The 15183-nt window shown below is 44.4% G+C and carries 17 protein-coding genes; 12 read left to right on the top strand and 5 right to left on the bottom strand.

Annotated features, from left to right (window positions below):
• Positions 1 to 17: 17 nt before the first annotated feature.
• The 6 genes from trpC (at position 18) to ACSSS3_RS11805 (ending at position 4630) form a co-directional block, all read left to right on the top strand.
• Entirely contained in the window at positions 18 to 800 is a 783-nt protein-coding gene (trpC, locus tag ACSSS3_RS11830; RefSeq protein ID WP_442844777.1) for an indole-3-glycerol phosphate synthase TrpC, read from the top strand.
• A 182-nt stretch (positions 801 to 982) separates the two neighbouring features.
• Complete coding sequence (locus tag ACSSS3_RS11825) at positions 983 to 1714, top strand: phosphoribosylanthranilate isomerase (protein WP_442844776.1); 732 nt, start codon at positions 983 to 985, stop codon at positions 1712 to 1714.
• 60 nt (positions 1715 to 1774) lie between these two features.
• A complete protein-coding gene (trpB, locus tag ACSSS3_RS11820) occupies positions 1775 to 2959 on the top strand; it encodes a tryptophan synthase subunit beta (RefSeq protein ID WP_228231398.1) in 1185 nt (394 codons plus the stop codon).
• A 92-nt stretch (positions 2960 to 3051) separates the two neighbouring features.
• On the top strand, positions 3052 to 3342 hold the full coding sequence (locus ACSSS3_RS11815; protein ID WP_442844775.1) for a GIY-YIG nuclease family protein: 291 nt from the start codon (positions 3052 to 3054) through the stop codon (positions 3340 to 3342).
• A 268-nt stretch (positions 3343 to 3610) separates the two neighbouring features.
• On the top strand, positions 3611 to 4375 hold the full coding sequence (gene trpA, locus ACSSS3_RS11810; protein ID WP_442844774.1) for a tryptophan synthase subunit alpha: 765 nt from the start codon (positions 3611 to 3613) through the stop codon (positions 4373 to 4375).
• 120 nt (positions 4376 to 4495) lie between these two features.
• Positions 4496 to 4630 carry a hypothetical protein gene (locus ACSSS3_RS11805; RefSeq protein ID WP_442844773.1) on the top strand — a complete coding sequence of 45 codons (135 nt, stop codon included), beginning with the start codon at positions 4496 to 4498 and terminating at the stop codon, positions 4628 to 4630.
• A gap of 99 nt (positions 4631 to 4729) precedes the next feature.
• Here the strand turns inward: ACSSS3_RS11805 and ACSSS3_RS11800 are convergent, their stop codons facing one another.
• The gene (locus ACSSS3_RS11800) at positions 4730 to 5476 is read right to left on the bottom strand and encodes an LVIVD repeat-containing protein (protein ID WP_442844772.1); all 747 of its coding nucleotides are present in this window, start codon (positions 5474 to 5476) and stop codon (positions 4730 to 4732) included.
• Positions 5477 to 5479: 3 nt separating this feature from the next.
• The gene (locus tag ACSSS3_RS11795; protein WP_442844771.1) at positions 5480 to 6001 is read right to left on the bottom strand and encodes a hypothetical protein; all 522 of its coding nucleotides are present in this window, start codon (positions 5999 to 6001) and stop codon (positions 5480 to 5482) included.
• 471 nt (positions 6002 to 6472) lie between these two features.
• On the opposite strand from ACSSS3_RS11795, the gene ACSSS3_RS11790 reads away from it, so the two are divergent.
• Positions 6473 to 7744 carry a PQQ-dependent sugar dehydrogenase gene (locus ACSSS3_RS11790; protein WP_442844770.1) on the top strand — a complete coding sequence of 424 codons (1272 nt, stop codon included), beginning with the start codon at positions 6473 to 6475 and terminating at the stop codon, positions 7742 to 7744.
• The gene (locus tag ACSSS3_RS11785) at positions 7745 to 9826 is read left to right on the top strand and encodes a TonB-dependent receptor family protein (RefSeq protein ID WP_442844769.1); all 2082 of its coding nucleotides are present in this window, start codon (positions 7745 to 7747) and stop codon (positions 9824 to 9826) included.
• 43 nt (positions 9827 to 9869) lie between these two features.
• Here ACSSS3_RS11785 and ACSSS3_RS11780 read toward each other — a convergent pair whose 3' ends face one another.
• From ACSSS3_RS11780 to ACSSS3_RS11770, 3 genes are all read right to left on the bottom strand, one after another.
• Positions 9870 to 10646 (bottom strand): hypothetical protein, encoded by a 777-nt coding sequence (locus ACSSS3_RS11780; protein WP_442844768.1) that lies wholly within the window; start codon positions 10644 to 10646, stop codon positions 9870 to 9872.
• 58 nt (positions 10647 to 10704) lie between these two features.
• Positions 10705 to 11157, bottom strand: a complete 453-nt coding sequence (gene coaD, locus ACSSS3_RS11775) for a pantetheine-phosphate adenylyltransferase (RefSeq protein ID WP_099647290.1) — start codon at positions 11155 to 11157, stop codon at positions 10705 to 10707.
• Positions 11158 to 11387: 230 nt separating this feature from the next.
• Positions 11388 to 12380 carry a D-alanine--D-alanine ligase gene (locus ACSSS3_RS11770; RefSeq protein WP_442844767.1) on the bottom strand — a complete coding sequence of 331 codons (993 nt, stop codon included), beginning with the start codon at positions 12378 to 12380 and terminating at the stop codon, positions 11388 to 11390.
• 215 nt (positions 12381 to 12595) lie between these two features.
• Between ACSSS3_RS11770 and ACSSS3_RS11765 the strand changes: the two genes are divergently transcribed.
• Genes ACSSS3_RS11765 through ACSSS3_RS11750 form a run of 4 tightly spaced genes read left to right on the top strand, consistent with a single transcriptional unit; the run spans position 12596 to position 15078 of the window.
• Complete coding sequence (locus ACSSS3_RS11765) at positions 12596 to 13249, top strand: PASTA domain-containing protein (protein WP_228231406.1); 654 nt, start codon at positions 12596 to 12598, stop codon at positions 13247 to 13249.
• Complete coding sequence (locus tag ACSSS3_RS11760; RefSeq protein WP_442844766.1) at positions 13218 to 14270, top strand: RluA family pseudouridine synthase; 1053 nt, start codon at positions 13218 to 13220, stop codon at positions 14268 to 14270. The genes ACSSS3_RS11765 and ACSSS3_RS11760 overlap by 32 nt, the downstream gene beginning before the upstream one ends.
• Positions 14271 to 14297: 27 nt before the next feature.
• Positions 14298 to 14489 (top strand): hypothetical protein, encoded by a 192-nt coding sequence (locus ACSSS3_RS11755; RefSeq protein ID WP_228231407.1) that lies wholly within the window; start codon positions 14298 to 14300, stop codon positions 14487 to 14489.
• A gap of 13 nt (positions 14490 to 14502) precedes the next feature.
• Entirely contained in the window at positions 14503 to 15078 is a 576-nt protein-coding gene (locus ACSSS3_RS11750) for a cob(I)yrinic acid a,c-diamide adenosyltransferase (RefSeq protein WP_228231408.1), read from the top strand.
• Positions 15079 to 15183: the final 105 nt, after the last annotated feature.

Below are 15183 nucleotides of genomic sequence, written 5' to 3'. Positions count from 1 at the left end.
TAACAATAGTAATCGTTTTGAACATTTTAGATAAAATAATCGCAGACAAACGAAAGGAAGTAGCCTTACGTAAGCAACTAATTCCCGTGAGTCAACTGGAACAATCCGTTCTTTTTGACCGGAAATCGCCTTCGCTGGCTCAGGCTTTACGCGATAGTGACACCGGCATCATCGCCGAGCACAAACGCCGTTCCCCCAGCAAGCAGGTAATCAATCACAACCTCAACGTACAGGATGTCGCAACCGGTTATGAAAGTGCCGGTGCCTGCGGCATGAGCGTTCTTACAGACGGGAAATACTTTGGCGGTTCTCTGGACGATTTGCTGTTAGCCCGTGCTGCCAGCAATTTTCCGCTGTTGCGAAAAGAGTTTATGATTGATGAATATCAAATTCTGGAGGCCAAAGCTTATGGTGCAGACGTCATTTTATTGATCGCTGCGGTACTTTCGCGAAGCGAAATCAGAAGCCTGTCTGAATTCGCAAAAACATTGGGGATGGATGTCCTGCTGGAGGTGCACAACCTTGAAGAATTGCAAAAATCGATTATGCCTTCGCTCGATATGCTGGGAGTCAACAACCGAAACTTAAAAACCTTTGAGGTAAGCCTCGATATCAGTAAAAACCTTTCCGCAGAAATCCCGGACGAATTTGTAAAAGTCTCTGAAAGCGGAATCAGCACTATCGAAGCGATTAAGGAGTTAAGACCTTTTGGCTATCAGGGCTATTTAATTGGTGAAAACTTTATGAAAACCGATAATCCCGGTGCAAGCGCCACTAAGTTTATTCATAAACTCAGATAAAAAGCTCCCCTCCTTTCCAAGGAGGGGAACGTTTCAGCTTTGCTGAAACAGGGGTGGTTCTACTGCCCCCGGATTGGAAATAATCTAAAATGAAAAATAAAGACCAACATAAAAAAGAAACTCCCGCTCTCCCGACCACCTTCGGGATGGAGAGGGCTGGGGTGAGGCTAAAAGTCTGTGGGATGAAACACAACACCGCAGCCGTTGCAGCCTTGCAACCCGATTATCTGGGGTTTATTTTTTATGAGAAGAGTCCACGCAATTATGATTTAAATGAGATTCCTTCGTTACCACCCGGAGTCAAAAAAGTAGGCGTATTTGTCAATGCCAGCCTGGATTTTGTTCTTGAAAAAGTACAGCAATTTGGTTTTGACGTCATCCAGTTACACGGTAACGAATCACCGGAATATTGTACAGAGCTGCGAAAGCTCAATGCTGAACTTGTTTCAGCATCTCATCCTGATAACGAAGTGCCTGCACTGAGCCCAGTCGAAGTGCCTGTACCGAGCTCAGTCGAAGTGCCTGTACCGAGCGCAGTCGAGGTACCTGCACTGAGCTCAGTCGAAGTGTGGAAAGTGTTTAGCATAAAAGACGCATTTGATTTTTCAGTCTTAGAAGCCTATGAACCCTATGTAGATGCCTTTTTATTCGATACCAAAGGCAAGGAAAAAGGAGGAAATGGGTACACCTTTGACTGGGAAGTTTTAAAAGACTATCCTTCTAAAAAGCCCTTCGTACTGAGTGGAGGTATTGGTCTGGACGAACTCGACTCCGTCAAAAATATGCTGAAGACTTATTTACCGCTGTTTGCCATTGATGTAAACAGTAAATTTGAAGACCAGCCCGGATTAAAAAATAGAAGCGATTTAGAGAAGTTATTGAGCTTTTTTAGAAATCCTGATAGTGCGAAATAAAAAATAGAAATAAGAATAAAAGATTTCCGCCTTCGCGGAAATGAAAATATAGAATAAAAAATGAACTACAACGTAAACGAAAACGGATATTACGGCGATTTTGGAGGGGCATACATCCCCGAGATGCTGTATCCCAATGTAGAAGAACTGCGCCAGAATTACATTAAGGTCATGCAGGAACCCGAATTTCAGAACGAATTTCACGAACTGCTGCGCGAGTACGTAGGTCGCCCTACCCCGCTTTATTTCGCGAAGCGCTTTTCTGAAAAATATGGGACTAAAGTCTACCTGAAACGCGAAGACCTCTGCCATACCGGGGCGCACAAGGTAAACAATACCATCGGGCAGATTTTGATGGCTAAACGTTTAGGCAAAACCCGCATCATCGCAGAGACCGGTGCCGGGCAGCACGGGGTGGCCACTGCTACCGTTTGTGCTTTGATGGGACTCGAGTGCATCGTTTATATGGGTGCTGTTGATATCAAACGCCAGGCGCCAAACGTCGCCCGTATGAAAATGTTGGGCGCCAAGGTCGTTCCGGCAGAATCGGGAAGTAAAACCCTGAAGGATGCCACAAACGAGGCCATTCGCGACTGGATCAACAATCCTACCGACACGCACTACATCATTGGTAGCGTCGTGGGACCGCATCCCTATCCCGATATGGTAGCACGTTTTCAAAGCGTGATTTCCGAAGAGGTTAAAAAACAACTGGTGGAGAAAGAAGGGCGTGAAAATCCCGATTATGTAGTAGCCTGCGTAGGCGGCGGCAGCAATGCTGCGGGGATTTACTACCACTATCTTGACAATCCGAATGTGGGTATCATCGCGGTTGAAGCTGCCGGTAAGGGCATTGACAGCGGCGAGAGTGCAGCAACCTCAGCATTGGGCAAAGAAGGTATTATTCACGGTAGCAAAACCCTGCTTATGCAAACGCCGGACGGTCAGATCACCGAGCCCTATTCCATTTCGGCCGGTTTGGATTATCCCGGAGTTGGGCCTATGCACGCGCACCTGTTTCGCAGCGGACGTGGGGAATTCATCAGCATCACCGATGATGCAGCTATGCAGGCCGGTCTGGAACTCAGCAAACTTGAAGGCATCATCCCGGCGATTGAAACCTCACACGCCTTAGCCATTTTCAAAGACCGAAAATTTAAAAAAGACGATGTGGTGGTGATTAATTTAAGTGGTAGAGGGGACAAGGATTTGAATACATACATAGAATATTTCAACCTCGCATAAGCGAGTTTGACTTTTTTCATTTCCGCGAAGGTCGAGTGTTATTTTTCATTTCCGCGAAGGCGGAAATCTTATGATCCAAACCCCAATGCTCAATGGAAGAATTGTTTTACACCTATATTCTTACCAATAAAAACCACACCGTTCTTTACATTGGGGTAACCGCTGATTTGAAAAAACGCTTAAGACAACATAAACAAAAAAGTAATAAAGGATTTACGGGAAAATACAATGTAGAAAAACTGGTCTATTTTGAATCAACTCCCTATGTGAATAATGCGATACACAGGGAGAAGCAACTCAAAAAATGGAATCGGGAGTGGAAAGAAAATCTAATAAGCGACATAAATCCGGATTGGAATGATTTGAGTTGGATGCTTGAGTGAAATTATTCCGGATTAAATAAAGGGTTTTAAATAAAAATCAGGATACGATTGGAGAGATTTCCTTAGGAACCAATCTAAAACAAGGATACGATTGAAGAGATTTCCTTAGGAACCAAACTAAAACAAGGATACGATTGAAGAGATTTCCTTAGGAACCAAACTAAAACAAGGATACGATTGAAGAGATTTCCTTAGGAACCAAACTAAAACAAGGATACGATTGAAGAGATTTCCGTCTTCACGGAAATGACTAAAAGATTATATAAACATGAACAGAATCAATAAAAAACTACAGGAAGATAAAAAACTGCTTTCCATCTATTTTACGGCAGGTTATCCTAAGCTTCAGGATACCACGACCGTTATTCACGAACTGGTAAAAGCAGGTGTCGATATGATCGAAATTGGTTTACCGTTTAGCGATCCGCTGGCAGACGGGCCTACCATTCAGGAGAGTTCGACCGAAGCCCTTAAAAACGGGATGACCACCGCTACCCTTTTTGAGCAGATCAAAGACATCCGTAAGACTGTGGATATTCCACTCATTGTGATGGGCTATTTCAATCCAATGCTTCAGTACGGCGTGGAAGAATTTTGCGCCAAATGTGCCGAGATAGGTATTGACGGCCTTATTATGCCCGACCTTCCCCTGGCCGAATACGAGATGCATTACAAAGCCATCTTTGAGAAGTACGACCTTAAGATGATTTTCCTCATTACGCCACAAACGGCAGATGCGCGCATCCGCCAAATTGATGCTGCCAGTGATGCCTTTATCTATATGGTAAGCAGCGCGAGTACCACCGGTAAAACTTCAGGCTTCAGCACGGTGCAAACCGATTATTTTGAACGCATTGCAGAGCTTCAGCTTAAAAACCCACAGATTGTAGGCTTCGGTATTAAGGATGAAGAGACCTTTAAAGCCGCCACTCAAACGGCTAAAGGAGCTATAATTGGTTCGGCATTTATTAAGGCACTCACAGCAGATGGTATAGAAGGCATTGGCCGTTTCATTTCAACAATTCGACCCTAAAATCAACAAGTGGCTGATTGCGAAGGCTTTTTGCGTATTTTAACGGGATCTTAATACTGCATTATCAGTATTTAACACGCGCTATGACTATCTTGAGTTGAATTTAAAAAAGATAGTATTATGGCAAAGAAATTTGAACGAACAGTAGAACAAAAAGATAGCGATCCCACAAGTAGTTTAGGGGACCGAAAGAAACAAACCAATAAGGTTGATATTGATGAGAAAACCATCAAAGATCAACAAAATAAAAAATAAGATTTACGTAATGTAAATTCCATTTTCGCCCAACTTTGTAGAATGGAAGCCGGTGCACTTAGGTGTACCGGCATTTTTTTGGTATAAAATCAACGAAGTTTAGAATACCAGTTTCCCCAGCAAAACAGGATTGGTAATATCCTCCGCATTCAGTTCGTACTGCCTCAATTCACTGGCTCCAATAACCAGCAAATGATTGTCTCTGATGATGACGTCAAAAGCGTCGATCTCAATACCGCCCAGCAAATCGGGCTCTGCGGGCTTGGTCACATCAAAAATGCGTACCGTACCTGCATCGGTCACCAGCAGGTAGTTTTCGTAAAGCCCAAGGCCAATGGGTCGGTCCATTTCTACTGTGGTGAGCAATACCGGCTCCCGCGGATTTTTAGTATCATACACCTGAAGCTGATTGATAGTACCCAGACACACCGCGTTGGTATGCAGGGTCACGTAGGTATAATCACCGCTCGAAACCACAGGATCACAACCGCGTACGTGCTGCACTTCAGAAAGCTTCAACGGAAACTTGGGATCTGAAATATCGTAGATAAACATACCCAGCCTGCTTCCCATAAATAAATACTCATCAAGTGCGTAAAGAGTTTCGATATCAAAACCAATGTATTTATCACCGGTCTTAACGGGTTTATCGGGATCTGTAATATCAAAAATATTCAAGGCCTGATCGTCTACCGTATAGAGGTAGTCACCCACCAGGGCAAAACGGGCCAGCGAGCCTCCCTGACCGTCCCCACCGGCAGCGTCATTGGTTACCGCACTGGTATCACCCTCGCACGAAGTGAGGATCAAAACAAAAAGCAACAACGTGTATCCTATATTTTTCATAATCTAGTCTTCTTTTAGTTTATACCCCACGACAATCAACTCCTCTTCTACGCCATAATTTTCAGGACTTAAACCTTCGGGAGATATCAAAGCCGGAAACGCTTGCTGCTCCCGGTGTAGCAGCTGCAATTCATCTGCACCTCTTTCATAGCGAAAAGCGACAAGATCAATAAGATGATGCGAGTACATCACAGTTCCCCGTATGGCCAGATCGGTACTCCCGGGAATGCTGATAAAAGCCAAAGATTGCGGATCTTCAGGATTGGTATTATCAAAGACGTGAAAACCTTCCTGCTTTTCATTGATGTACATCATGGCATCTTTGACGTAAATCTTTCCCGCATTTTGTACGGGGCGCGAAGGCATCAGTTTTATAGTTTCTTCAAAATCGGCCCGGGTTTGTGTAATGGGCTCGTAGGCTATGTGATAAGGATCTACAACCTGAGGCCCATCATCATCTACGGTATACCAGCAGGACTGCAACAGCATTGCCACTCCAAAAAGCAGGAAGTACATTTTTTTCATAATTGATTGGTTTAGTTCGTGTTAATTAATCAAAAGATGCGGTTTTCGGTTAAGGGTTGCGTTCCGAAACGAAATAGTACAGGAATTTTAATTTCAGAACCCACAGAATCTGATGTTTTTAGCTACTTGCTGCGGAATTCTAAAAGGTATTAGTACAAAAAAGACAAGCTTTTGACGTTTTGCATCCTTCTAAACATCAACTCGGCCGTCATCTTGAGCGCTTATTTTGGTAATTAGTCTACACTAAATGCTCTCGACTGCACTTCAACAAGCTCAGTGTGACACCCTCGACCTGAAAGTAAACCACAAGTTATGATGCAGTATACTTCATAGCTTAATTTTCAGTTGAATATAAAAACGCTCACAAGGCAGCTTTTAACAGAAACAGCTCCAGCCGTTAAACTTATACTAATCTCCTGCTCGAAAAACCCGGGGGGATACGAAAAACTTTAATTTCGTAAAAAACTACCTATGAATAAATTATTCTACACACTAGCCTTAGCAGTCGCTTTTACAGCCTGTAAAAATGATAAAAAGGTTTCTGAAGAGACCAAAGAAGATCTTGCCGATAACGGCAGCGTCACGGTTGAAACCACAGTAGGACCTTTAGAACTTCCTGCTCCCTTTGCTTCCGAATCGGTTACCAAAGAAAGCAAGGTGGTCGCCTGGCCCGAAGGCAAGACTCCCGTAGCCCCTGAAGGTTTTACAGTAACCCGCTTTGCAGATGAGCTGCAGCACCCGCGATGGACCTACGTAGCTCCCAATAACGACATTTTCGTAGCCGAATCAAATACCCGAAATAGCGCCAATCAAATCACCCTCCTTCGCGATACCAACAGCGACGGAAGCGTTGATGAACGTTTTGTATTTAAAGATGGGCTCAATCAGAATTTTGGGATGCTGGTTCTTGGTGACTATTTCTACATCGCCAATACCGATGGACTTTACCGTTACCCGTATACCGAAGGTCAAACCAAACTGGAAGGCGAAGGCGAGAAAATCGTTGAACTTTCGGCCAGCGGTTACAACAACCACTGGACGCGTAATATCATCACCAACGAAGCTAAAGACAAAATATACATTTCGGTAGGTTCTGCCAGTAACGTAGGCGAACAGGGAATGGAGAAAGAAGAGCGTCGTGCGGTTATTTTAGAAGTAAACCCTGACGGAAGTGGCGAAATCACCTATGCTTCGGGATTGAGAAATCCCGTGGGAATGGACTGGAACCCCGTTACCGGCGAACTTTGGACTGCCGTAAACGAACGGGATGAATTGGGCAATAATCTGGTTCCTGATTACGCGACCAGTGTCAAAAAAGGCGGCTGGTACGGATGGCCGTACAGCTATTATGGCCAGATTAATGATCCACGCTGGGAAGAAGACCCGCATCAGGATTTGGTTGATAAAGCCATTGTTCCCGATGTGCCTTTGGGATCCCATACCGCCTCTTTAGGATTTACCTTTTACACCGGAAATAAGTTTCCGGCTGAATATCAAAACGGAGCTTTTGTTGGGCAGCATGGTTCCTGGAATCGCGAACCCTTCTCGGGCTATAAAGTGGTTTTTATTCCTTTTGAAAACGGAAAGCCAAAACCGGCTGTTGATTTCCTTACCGGTTTTATCCCCGATGAAAACGGAAACGAAGTTTATGGTCGCCCGGTTGCAACTACCGTTGCTCCTGATGGCTCCTTGCTGGTTAACGATGACGACAGCGGTATAATCTGGAAGGTTTCAGCAAACTAGATGAAAAACCTCCTGCTGCTCTGTACCTTATTGGTTACGTCCTTTGGCTTTTCTCAGGAAGAAACAGCGACCGACTCGTTGACCCAACGCAATACCTTAGGCGAAATCCTGATTACCGCAACCCCGGTTCAAAACCAACTGCAGCGCATTCCGGCGGCAGTGGCTGTAATTACCGCCCAAAATTTAGAGCGGGGTGATCAGCTTTCGGTGGCTAATGAGATCAACAAAATCCCCGGAATACAGATGCAGCAGGGTGCGCTGAACACCAGCCGCATCAGCATTCGCGGTCTGGGTGCACGCAGTCAGTACTCCACAAACCGGGTAAAGGCGTATCTGGAAGGTATTCCACTTACTACCGGCGAGGGAGAAACGACTCTTGAAGATTTAGACCTCAGCCTCATCCAAAACATAGAAATCATCAAAGGCCCCGCGAGCAGCAGTTACGGCGCGGGCTTGGGAGGAGCGATGCTGCTTTCGGTTATCAAACCCAAAAAACCGGGTTTTTCGGTGCGTTCAAATGCTCTGGCAGGTTCGTACGGACTTTTTAAGACGGGGGTATCGGGCTTGTATGCAGATGAGCAAACACAGGGATTTATAAGCTACAACCACCTGGAAAGCGACGGTTTTCGGGATAACAGCGGGTATAACCGCAACAGTATTACGGCTTATGCCAAAACCCAGCTTAACGAAGTTTCAAGCCTTAGTTTTTTCGGGAATTACATCCGTCTCAAAGCCTACATTCCAAGTTCGATAAACGCTACTGATTTTAGAGAAGCTCCGCAAAAAGCTGCATTTACCTGGACGCAGGCACGGGGTTATGAATCCTACGATAAAATTTTGGCAGGTCTGTCTTACGACTGGCAAATAAACGCTCAAAACCGCTGGACCACCAGCCTATTTACCAATACCCGCGACGGCTATGAGCCAAGACCTTTTGATATTCTGGACGAAAACAGCCTTGCTTTCGGTATACGCAGCAATCTGAATTCTGAATTTTCAATTTTTCAGCTAAACGCGAAAAGCAGCATTGGCGTAGAATATTTTGATGAACACTATAAAGCCGAATTGTTTGAGAATAACTACGAAAGCAATCCGGGTAATGGAAGCATTCAGGGAAACCGCTTTGCTGATCAGGAACAGGACCGAAAATACCTGAATCTTTTCGCCCAAATACAACTGCAATTTACAGAGCGGCTTACGGGAGATTTCGGCCTTAATTACAACCACAGCCGTTATATTCTGGATGCTATTTTAAACGAAAACGGCACAGACAATTCGGGCACCTATACCTATCCCCGCATCTTTTTACCTCAGGCGGGTCTGACCTACGAGGCTTTTACCGATAAGTTTATCTACGCGACCGTTGCCCGTGGTTTTTCACTGCCTACTGTTGCCGAAACCCTGACACCCGAAGGCGCCATCAACCCCGAAATCAAACCGGAAACCGGCGTAAATTATGAGCTCGGTTTTAAAGGGCAATGGTTGCAAAAACGGCTCTATACCGAAGTAGCATTCTACACGGTGCAGGTTGACAACCTGCTGGTGGCAGAACGTGTGGGCAATGATCAGTACGTAGGCCGCAACGCCGGAAAAACCGATCACAACGGTTTAGAATTTTTCGCACAATACCGGGATTATATAGATGAAAACCTGATGCTTCAGCCCTACGTATCTGTAGCGCTAAACGACTATTCTTTCGAAAAATTCACAGACCGGGACGTCGATTACAGCGGCAATGAGCTTACCGGCGTCGCAGACCGGGTGATTAATTTGGGACTTGATCTATCGTGGAAAAGCTGGAGCTTCAATACCAATTACCGCCACACCGGAAGCATTCCGCTTGATGATGCAAATAGTATTTACAGCGATTCGTATAATGTGGTGAATCTGCGTAGCGATTATGCTTTTGAGTTAGGCAAGACTTTAGACCTGAATGTATTTGGAGGCATCAACAATCTGTTTGATGCAGACTATGCCGCACAGATTTTACCCAATGCGACCGGTTTTGGAGGTAGTTTACCCCGATATTACTATCCCGGCGAACCGATTAATTTTTATCTCGGACTGAATTTTCAATTCTAAATTCAGAATTCAGAATTATTGAATAACCCAATAATCAATAACTTCAATTACTCCCGGGTTTCGCCAGCCCCTCTTGCTTAAACTTTTTAATTTCGGCATTAAAGCTTTCGCTAAGGGCAAGAAGTTCTTTCAATAAATCGAGTTGGTGCTCGGTTTCGAGCAGTATTCCATCCAGATTTACCGCGCCCACATATTCAAAAAAGAGATTTTGATATTCGGCTTCGATCTTGAGTTGTTCCCTTAAAAACTTCTGATCAAAATAGGCGTCAGTAGCAAATAACTGCTGAATGCGTTCATACGAGATAACACCGTAATCCTTTTCCTTTTTCGAGGGATCCTTTTTAAACAAGCTTGCAAAGCGTTTGGCCAACATTATAAAATCGATACCCTGAGAAGTGTATTGTGGCCGGTAAGCCTGGGGATTAAGCTGATAATCTCTTTTGACCAGGTCATTAACCTTGGCTGTATATTCCTCCTGATTGAATTCTTTGGGCTTCGGCGCTTCGGTCAGGCGTACTTCGTCAAGTTCGTTGAGATTTTCATTTAATGCAACCACCCAGCGTTGCTCGAGTTTCTCTTGTTCCACAATAAAGACCTGAGTTTCCATAAAAGGTGCACTAAACACCAGCGAATCATTCAGGCGGGCTGCGATACTAAAATCGCCCGCATCGGTAGTAACGGTCGACTTCTTTTGGGTGCGGTTTTCAACCAAAACACCCGGTACACGCTTATCGCCGGCATAAACCTTACCCGAGGTATTTTGCGCTTTCGCGGCTGCGAAAATCAAAAAAGTAACAAGAAAAATAAGGTTTTTGATCATAGATAAATGGTGTAGGCTTACTCTAAAGACCTGACTAGTGCACTTGCGTTGCAGTTTTCTAAATACGCACAGCATCAGGCACAAGCCCGGTGTAATCCCCACCATTGCGAATAACGTCGCGCACAATTGAAGACGAAATATAACTCTTACCCGAAGAGGTGAGTAAAAACACAGTCTCAATCTGCGCCAGTTTTCGGTTGGTATGGGCAATGGCCTTTTCAAACTCAAAATCCGCCGGATTGCGCAAACCGCGCAGAATAAAGCCGGAGTCGGTTTTGTTACAAAAATCTACGGTAAGCCCTTCGTAGGTCATCACCTTAATGCGGGATTCGTCTTTAAATGATTCCTTTAAAAAGTGTTCGCGTTGCTCAAGCGTAAACATGTATTTCTTTTCGGCATTAACCCCGATGGCGAGAATGATCTCATCAAAAAGCTTGAGCCCACGCTCAATGATGTCGTAATGCCCTAAGGTAAGGGGGTCAAATGATCCTGGAAATACTGCGCGTTTCATAAATAGGAATTCAAAATTCAAGGTTGAATATTAAAAGTACAAAAACCGGAACTCATTAAAATCATTTTCCGTTTACAGTTCTCGGTTTACGGTTACTTCAAGCTTGAAAACCGTTGAACCGTGGAAAAGTTTAATCGTTTATGTCAATTTTCGCCATCTTACTCTTATCCTTATGACACCCCATTCGGAAACCAACAAGTTTAAAATAAGAATCTGCTTACTGATACTGCCTACTGAGACGATCTACCGCTAATCGCCTGTTGAATAACATTATCAAATAAATCTGAAAGCGAAATCCCCGCCACCTTTGCCTGCTGTGGGATTATACTTGCCGGACTAAGGCCCGGAGTGGTGTTGACTTCCAGAAAATGCGGTTCTCCGTTATGGAAAATAAATTCAGCACGGGTAAGTCCCTTCAGCTTTAGAATTTTAAACACGCGTTCTGCTTCACGCTGTACCGAATCGGTCTGCTCTGGTGAAATGCGTGCCGGTGTAATCTCCTGAGACTTTCCGGCATATTTAGCCTCGTAATCAAAAAAATCATTCTCGCTCACAATTTCGGTGACCGGCAGGGCCGTGATTTTTCCGTTATAATTGATCACACCCACAGAAACTTCGGTACCTTCCAAAAAGGATTCGATAATGATCTCGTCGTCTTCCTTAAACGAATTTTCCAGCGCTGCTTCCAGATCTTCCGCGGCATAAACCTTGGAAACCCCAAAGCTGCTCCCCGCTTTATTCGCTTTTACAAAACACGGCAAGCCCACTTTACTGATGATTTCTTCGGCATTGATCGCATCGCCCTGATTGATAAAATAATTGGTTGCTGTTTTAATTCCGTAAGCCCTAAGCACACTGATACAATCGCGTTTATTAAACGTCAGCGCAGCTTCATAATAATTGCAGGCCGTCTGCGGAATATTAAGCAAGCCTAAATACGCCTGAATGCGCCCGTCCTCACCGGGAGTACCATGAATGGTATTAAACACGCAGTCAAACTTGATTTTTGTCCCATCAAGCGTTATCGAAAAATCGCTTTTATCTACTGGAATGGGTTTATGATCGGGGTGCGTACAATGCCACCCGTCTTTTAAAATGGAAATAGGATAAACGGTATATTTTGAAGGGTCGAGGTGTTTACAAACGGTATTGCCACTCATCTGTGAAATTGTAGCTTCACTTGAATAACCACCCATCAGGACCGCAATAGTTAACTTAGACATAGTAAAACGAAAGCTTAACGTTAGGTATTCTTTACGGCTCCAAAGAACGCCAATTTTAGAATAAATAGGCAAAAAAAATGATTGTAATTGAGCTTCAGCCTAAATTAAGTTAAGTTTGCAATTGCATTCAGACTCCCTGAATAAAGCACACATACGTTTTAGAACAGGTTGTCGTTTTTAACTAAAACAAAGAGCTCTCAGGAGCACAGGTATATATGGGATTTTTTAAATTTTTATTCAGTAAAACCTTTTTAAAACAACTGCTGTTAGCGGTACTGGTTTTAGTGGTATTAGGCTTTGGGATACTATTTTGGCTAGACAGCTCTACCAACCATGACCAGCGTATTGCAGTACCAGACCTCAGTAAGATGACTTTAAGTCTGGTAGAGCAGGAACTCGAGAATGCCGATTTGCGCTATGTGGTGATTGACTCCTCAAACTTTAATCCCGACTATCCCCGGTATTCGGTAATCGAACAAAACCCGGCGCCCGGTAAATTTGTAAAGGAAGACCGAAAGATCTATCTCGTACTCAACCCATCGGGCTATAGGGAAATTACGCTACCCCAATTGGTAGGCCGTACCCAGCGCCAGGTAGAACCTACGCTTTTGGCTTTAGGTTTCAGAATAGGCAAAATAGACTACCGCGATCACATCTCTGAAGACGAAGTGCTGGAGCTGCGCCACGACGGGAAAACCTTAAAAGAAGGCGATGCCCTTCGCAAAACTTCGGTAATTGACCTGGTGGTGGGCAATGGTGAAGGCCGGTATATTCCTGAGGATAGCGAGTCTATGGATACCTATGACGAGGATTACGTTCCTGAAGATGAATTTATGGATGAGCAAGCTACAGACGATGCAGGAATTTAAAACCGAAGATCCCGAAGAAGGAGACGACGATCTGTACGAGCATTACAGCTTTACTGCTGGGAAAGGACAGGAACCGCTGCGTGTAGATAAATTCCTGATGAATTTTATCGAAAAAGCGACCCGAAATAAAATACAGCAGGCCGCCAAAAATGGAAACATTGAAGTTAACGGTACGGTCGTTAAGCAAAATTATAAGGTAAAAGCCGGCGATGTCGTTCGGGTTTTGTTTGAACACCCGCCTTATGAGTTTTTACTAACGCCCGAAAACATTCCGCTTGACATCGTTTATGAAGATGACACCCTTTTAGTGGTCAATAAACCGGCCGGAATGGTGGTGCATCCCGGGCACGGGAACTACAGCGGTACGCTTATCAATGCACTGATTTATCATTTCGAAAATTTACCCGAAAACAGCAGCGGACGCCCCGGTTTGGTACATCGTATTGATAAAGACACCAGTGGCTTGCTCGTTGTGGCAAAGACCGAAGAAGCCATGACCCATTTGGCCAAACAGTTTTTTGACAAGACCAGCGAGCGCGAATACATCGCAATCGTCTGGGGTAATGTGGAAGCAGACAGCGGCACGGTAGAAGGTCATATTGGCCGCCATCCCAAAAACCGACTGCAGAATACCGTTTATGAAGACGGTTCCCAGGGTAAAGAAGCCGTAACGCATTATAAAGTCATTGAGCGCCTGGGTTATGTAACTTTAATAAGCTGCAAGCTGGAGACCGGGCGAACACACCAGATTCGCGTGCATATGAAACACATAGGTCATACGCTTTTCAATGACGCACGCTATGGCGGTGATGTCATACTTAAAGGAACGACCTTCAGCAAATACAAGCAGTTTGTAGAAAATTGCTTTACCATTTTACCCAGACAGGCCCTGCACGCCAAAACCCTGGGATTTGAACATCCTAAAACCGGTGAATGGTTGCGTTTTGACAGTGCATTGCCCGAGGATATGGTTGCCTGCATTGCAAAATGGCATACATACGCCAGGCACGCCATGGAATAAGCAAACCTGTTTCAATACCTTTGCCCTATGTTTGATTTTATACCCGAAAGTTTACAGCCTGTTTTAATCATTGTAATTCTTGCCGTGCTCTTTTTTGCCGTAATGGCAAATAATCGCAAAAACCAAAGCAAGCTGCGCGAGCACAAGAAGCGTAACTTTAGGGCAGATTATCAAAGGCGCAAAGCAGAGCGCAAACAATCGCGCGAAGACCAGTCTTAAAAAAAACACACCTGTGAAAATTTATACAAAAACCGGAGACGACGGTACTACAGCTCTTTTTGGCGGTACCCGCGTTTCTAAACATCACATACGCATCGACAGCTACGGTACGCTTGACGAACTCAATTCGCACCTGGGTTTGCTGCGCGACCAGGACATAGATGCTTCCAGCAAGTCTATGCTGCTTAAAATTCAGGAAAAACTTTTTGTGATTGGGGCTATTCTGGCCACAGATCCTGAAAAGGAAACCCTGAAAAACGGCAAAAAAAGGCTGGACATCAAGCGCATTTCAGACGAGGACATCAATCTGCTGGAAGCTGAAATGGATAATATGGACGAGACCCTCCCTCCTATGACGCATTTCATCTTACCGGGCGGACATCAGACCGTGTCATTCTGTCACGTAGCCCGATCGGTTTGCCGCAGAGCAGAGCGCTTAGCTACAGCACTTTACCAGCACAGCCCTTTTGAAGCAAATGCCTTAAAATACCTAAACCGCCTATCTGACTACCTATTTGTACTGGCACGTTTCTTGTCAAAACAGCTACAGGCAGAAGAAATTAAATGGATTCCCGAAAAGGAGAATTAAACATTTAGTATTCAATAAAAATGTCTTTAACGCCAATAATTACAGGTAGTTATAAACGTTCTTAAAAATAGTTTTGAAATAATTGATTATTTACTTGGTTATTAC

It is taken from the genome of Leeuwenhoekiella sp. H156, from assembly GCF_052218455.1.
Classification (GTDB): domain Bacteria; phylum Bacteroidota; class Bacteroidia; order Flavobacteriales; family Flavobacteriaceae; genus Leeuwenhoekiella; species Leeuwenhoekiella parthenopeia.
The sequence above is the reverse complement of the archived record's forward strand: the minus strand, read 5'-3'. Positions and strand labels throughout refer to the sequence as shown.

Excerpts from the sequence above, each read along its gene's own strand:
- ACSSS3_RS11805 (WP_442844773.1), top strand. The coding sequence starts at position 4,496 with ATGGCAAAGAAATTTGAACGAACAGTAGAACAAAAAGATAGCGATCCC.
- trpB (WP_228231398.1), top strand. The coding sequence starts at position 1,775 with ATGAACTACAACGTAAACGAAAACGGATATTACGGCGATTTTGGAGGG.
- ACSSS3_RS11795 (WP_442844771.1), bottom strand. The coding sequence starts at position 6,001 with ATGAAAAAAATGTACTTCCTGCTTTTTGGAGTGGCAATGCTGTTGCAG.
- ACSSS3_RS11785 (WP_442844769.1), top strand. The coding sequence starts at position 7,745 with ATGAAAAACCTCCTGCTGCTCTGTACCTTATTGGTTACGTCCTTTGGC.
- ACSSS3_RS11770 (WP_442844767.1), bottom strand. The coding sequence starts at position 12,380 with ATGTCTAAGTTAACTATTGCGGTCCTGATGGGTGGTTATTCAAGTGAA.
- ACSSS3_RS11755 (WP_228231407.1), top strand. The coding sequence starts at position 14,298 with ATGTTTGATTTTATACCCGAAAGTTTACAGCCTGTTTTAATCATTGTA.
- ACSSS3_RS11780 (WP_442844768.1), bottom strand. The coding sequence starts at position 10,646 with ATGATCAAAAACCTTATTTTTCTTGTTACTTTTTTGATTTTCGCAGCC.
- ACSSS3_RS11815 (WP_442844775.1), top strand. The coding sequence starts at position 3,052 with ATGGAAGAATTGTTTTACACCTATATTCTTACCAATAAAAACCACACC.
- ACSSS3_RS11800 (WP_442844772.1), bottom strand. The coding sequence starts at position 5,476 with ATGAAAAATATAGGATACACGTTGTTGCTTTTTGTTTTGATCCTCACT.
- ACSSS3_RS11825 (WP_442844776.1), top strand. The coding sequence starts at position 983 with ATGAAACACAACACCGCAGCCGTTGCAGCCTTGCAACCCGATTATCTG.
- ACSSS3_RS11760 (WP_442844766.1), top strand. The coding sequence starts at position 13,218 with ATGAGCAAGCTACAGACGATGCAGGAATTTAAAACCGAAGATCCCGAA.
- trpA (WP_442844774.1), top strand. The coding sequence starts at position 3,611 with ATGAACAGAATCAATAAAAAACTACAGGAAGATAAAAAACTGCTTTCC.
- coaD (WP_099647290.1), bottom strand. The coding sequence starts at position 11,157 with ATGAAACGCGCAGTATTTCCAGGATCATTTGACCCCCTTACCTTAGGG.
- ACSSS3_RS11765 (WP_228231406.1), top strand. The coding sequence starts at position 12,596 with ATGGGATTTTTTAAATTTTTATTCAGTAAAACCTTTTTAAAACAACTG.
- ACSSS3_RS11790 (WP_442844770.1), top strand. The coding sequence starts at position 6,473 with ATGAATAAATTATTCTACACACTAGCCTTAGCAGTCGCTTTTACAGCC.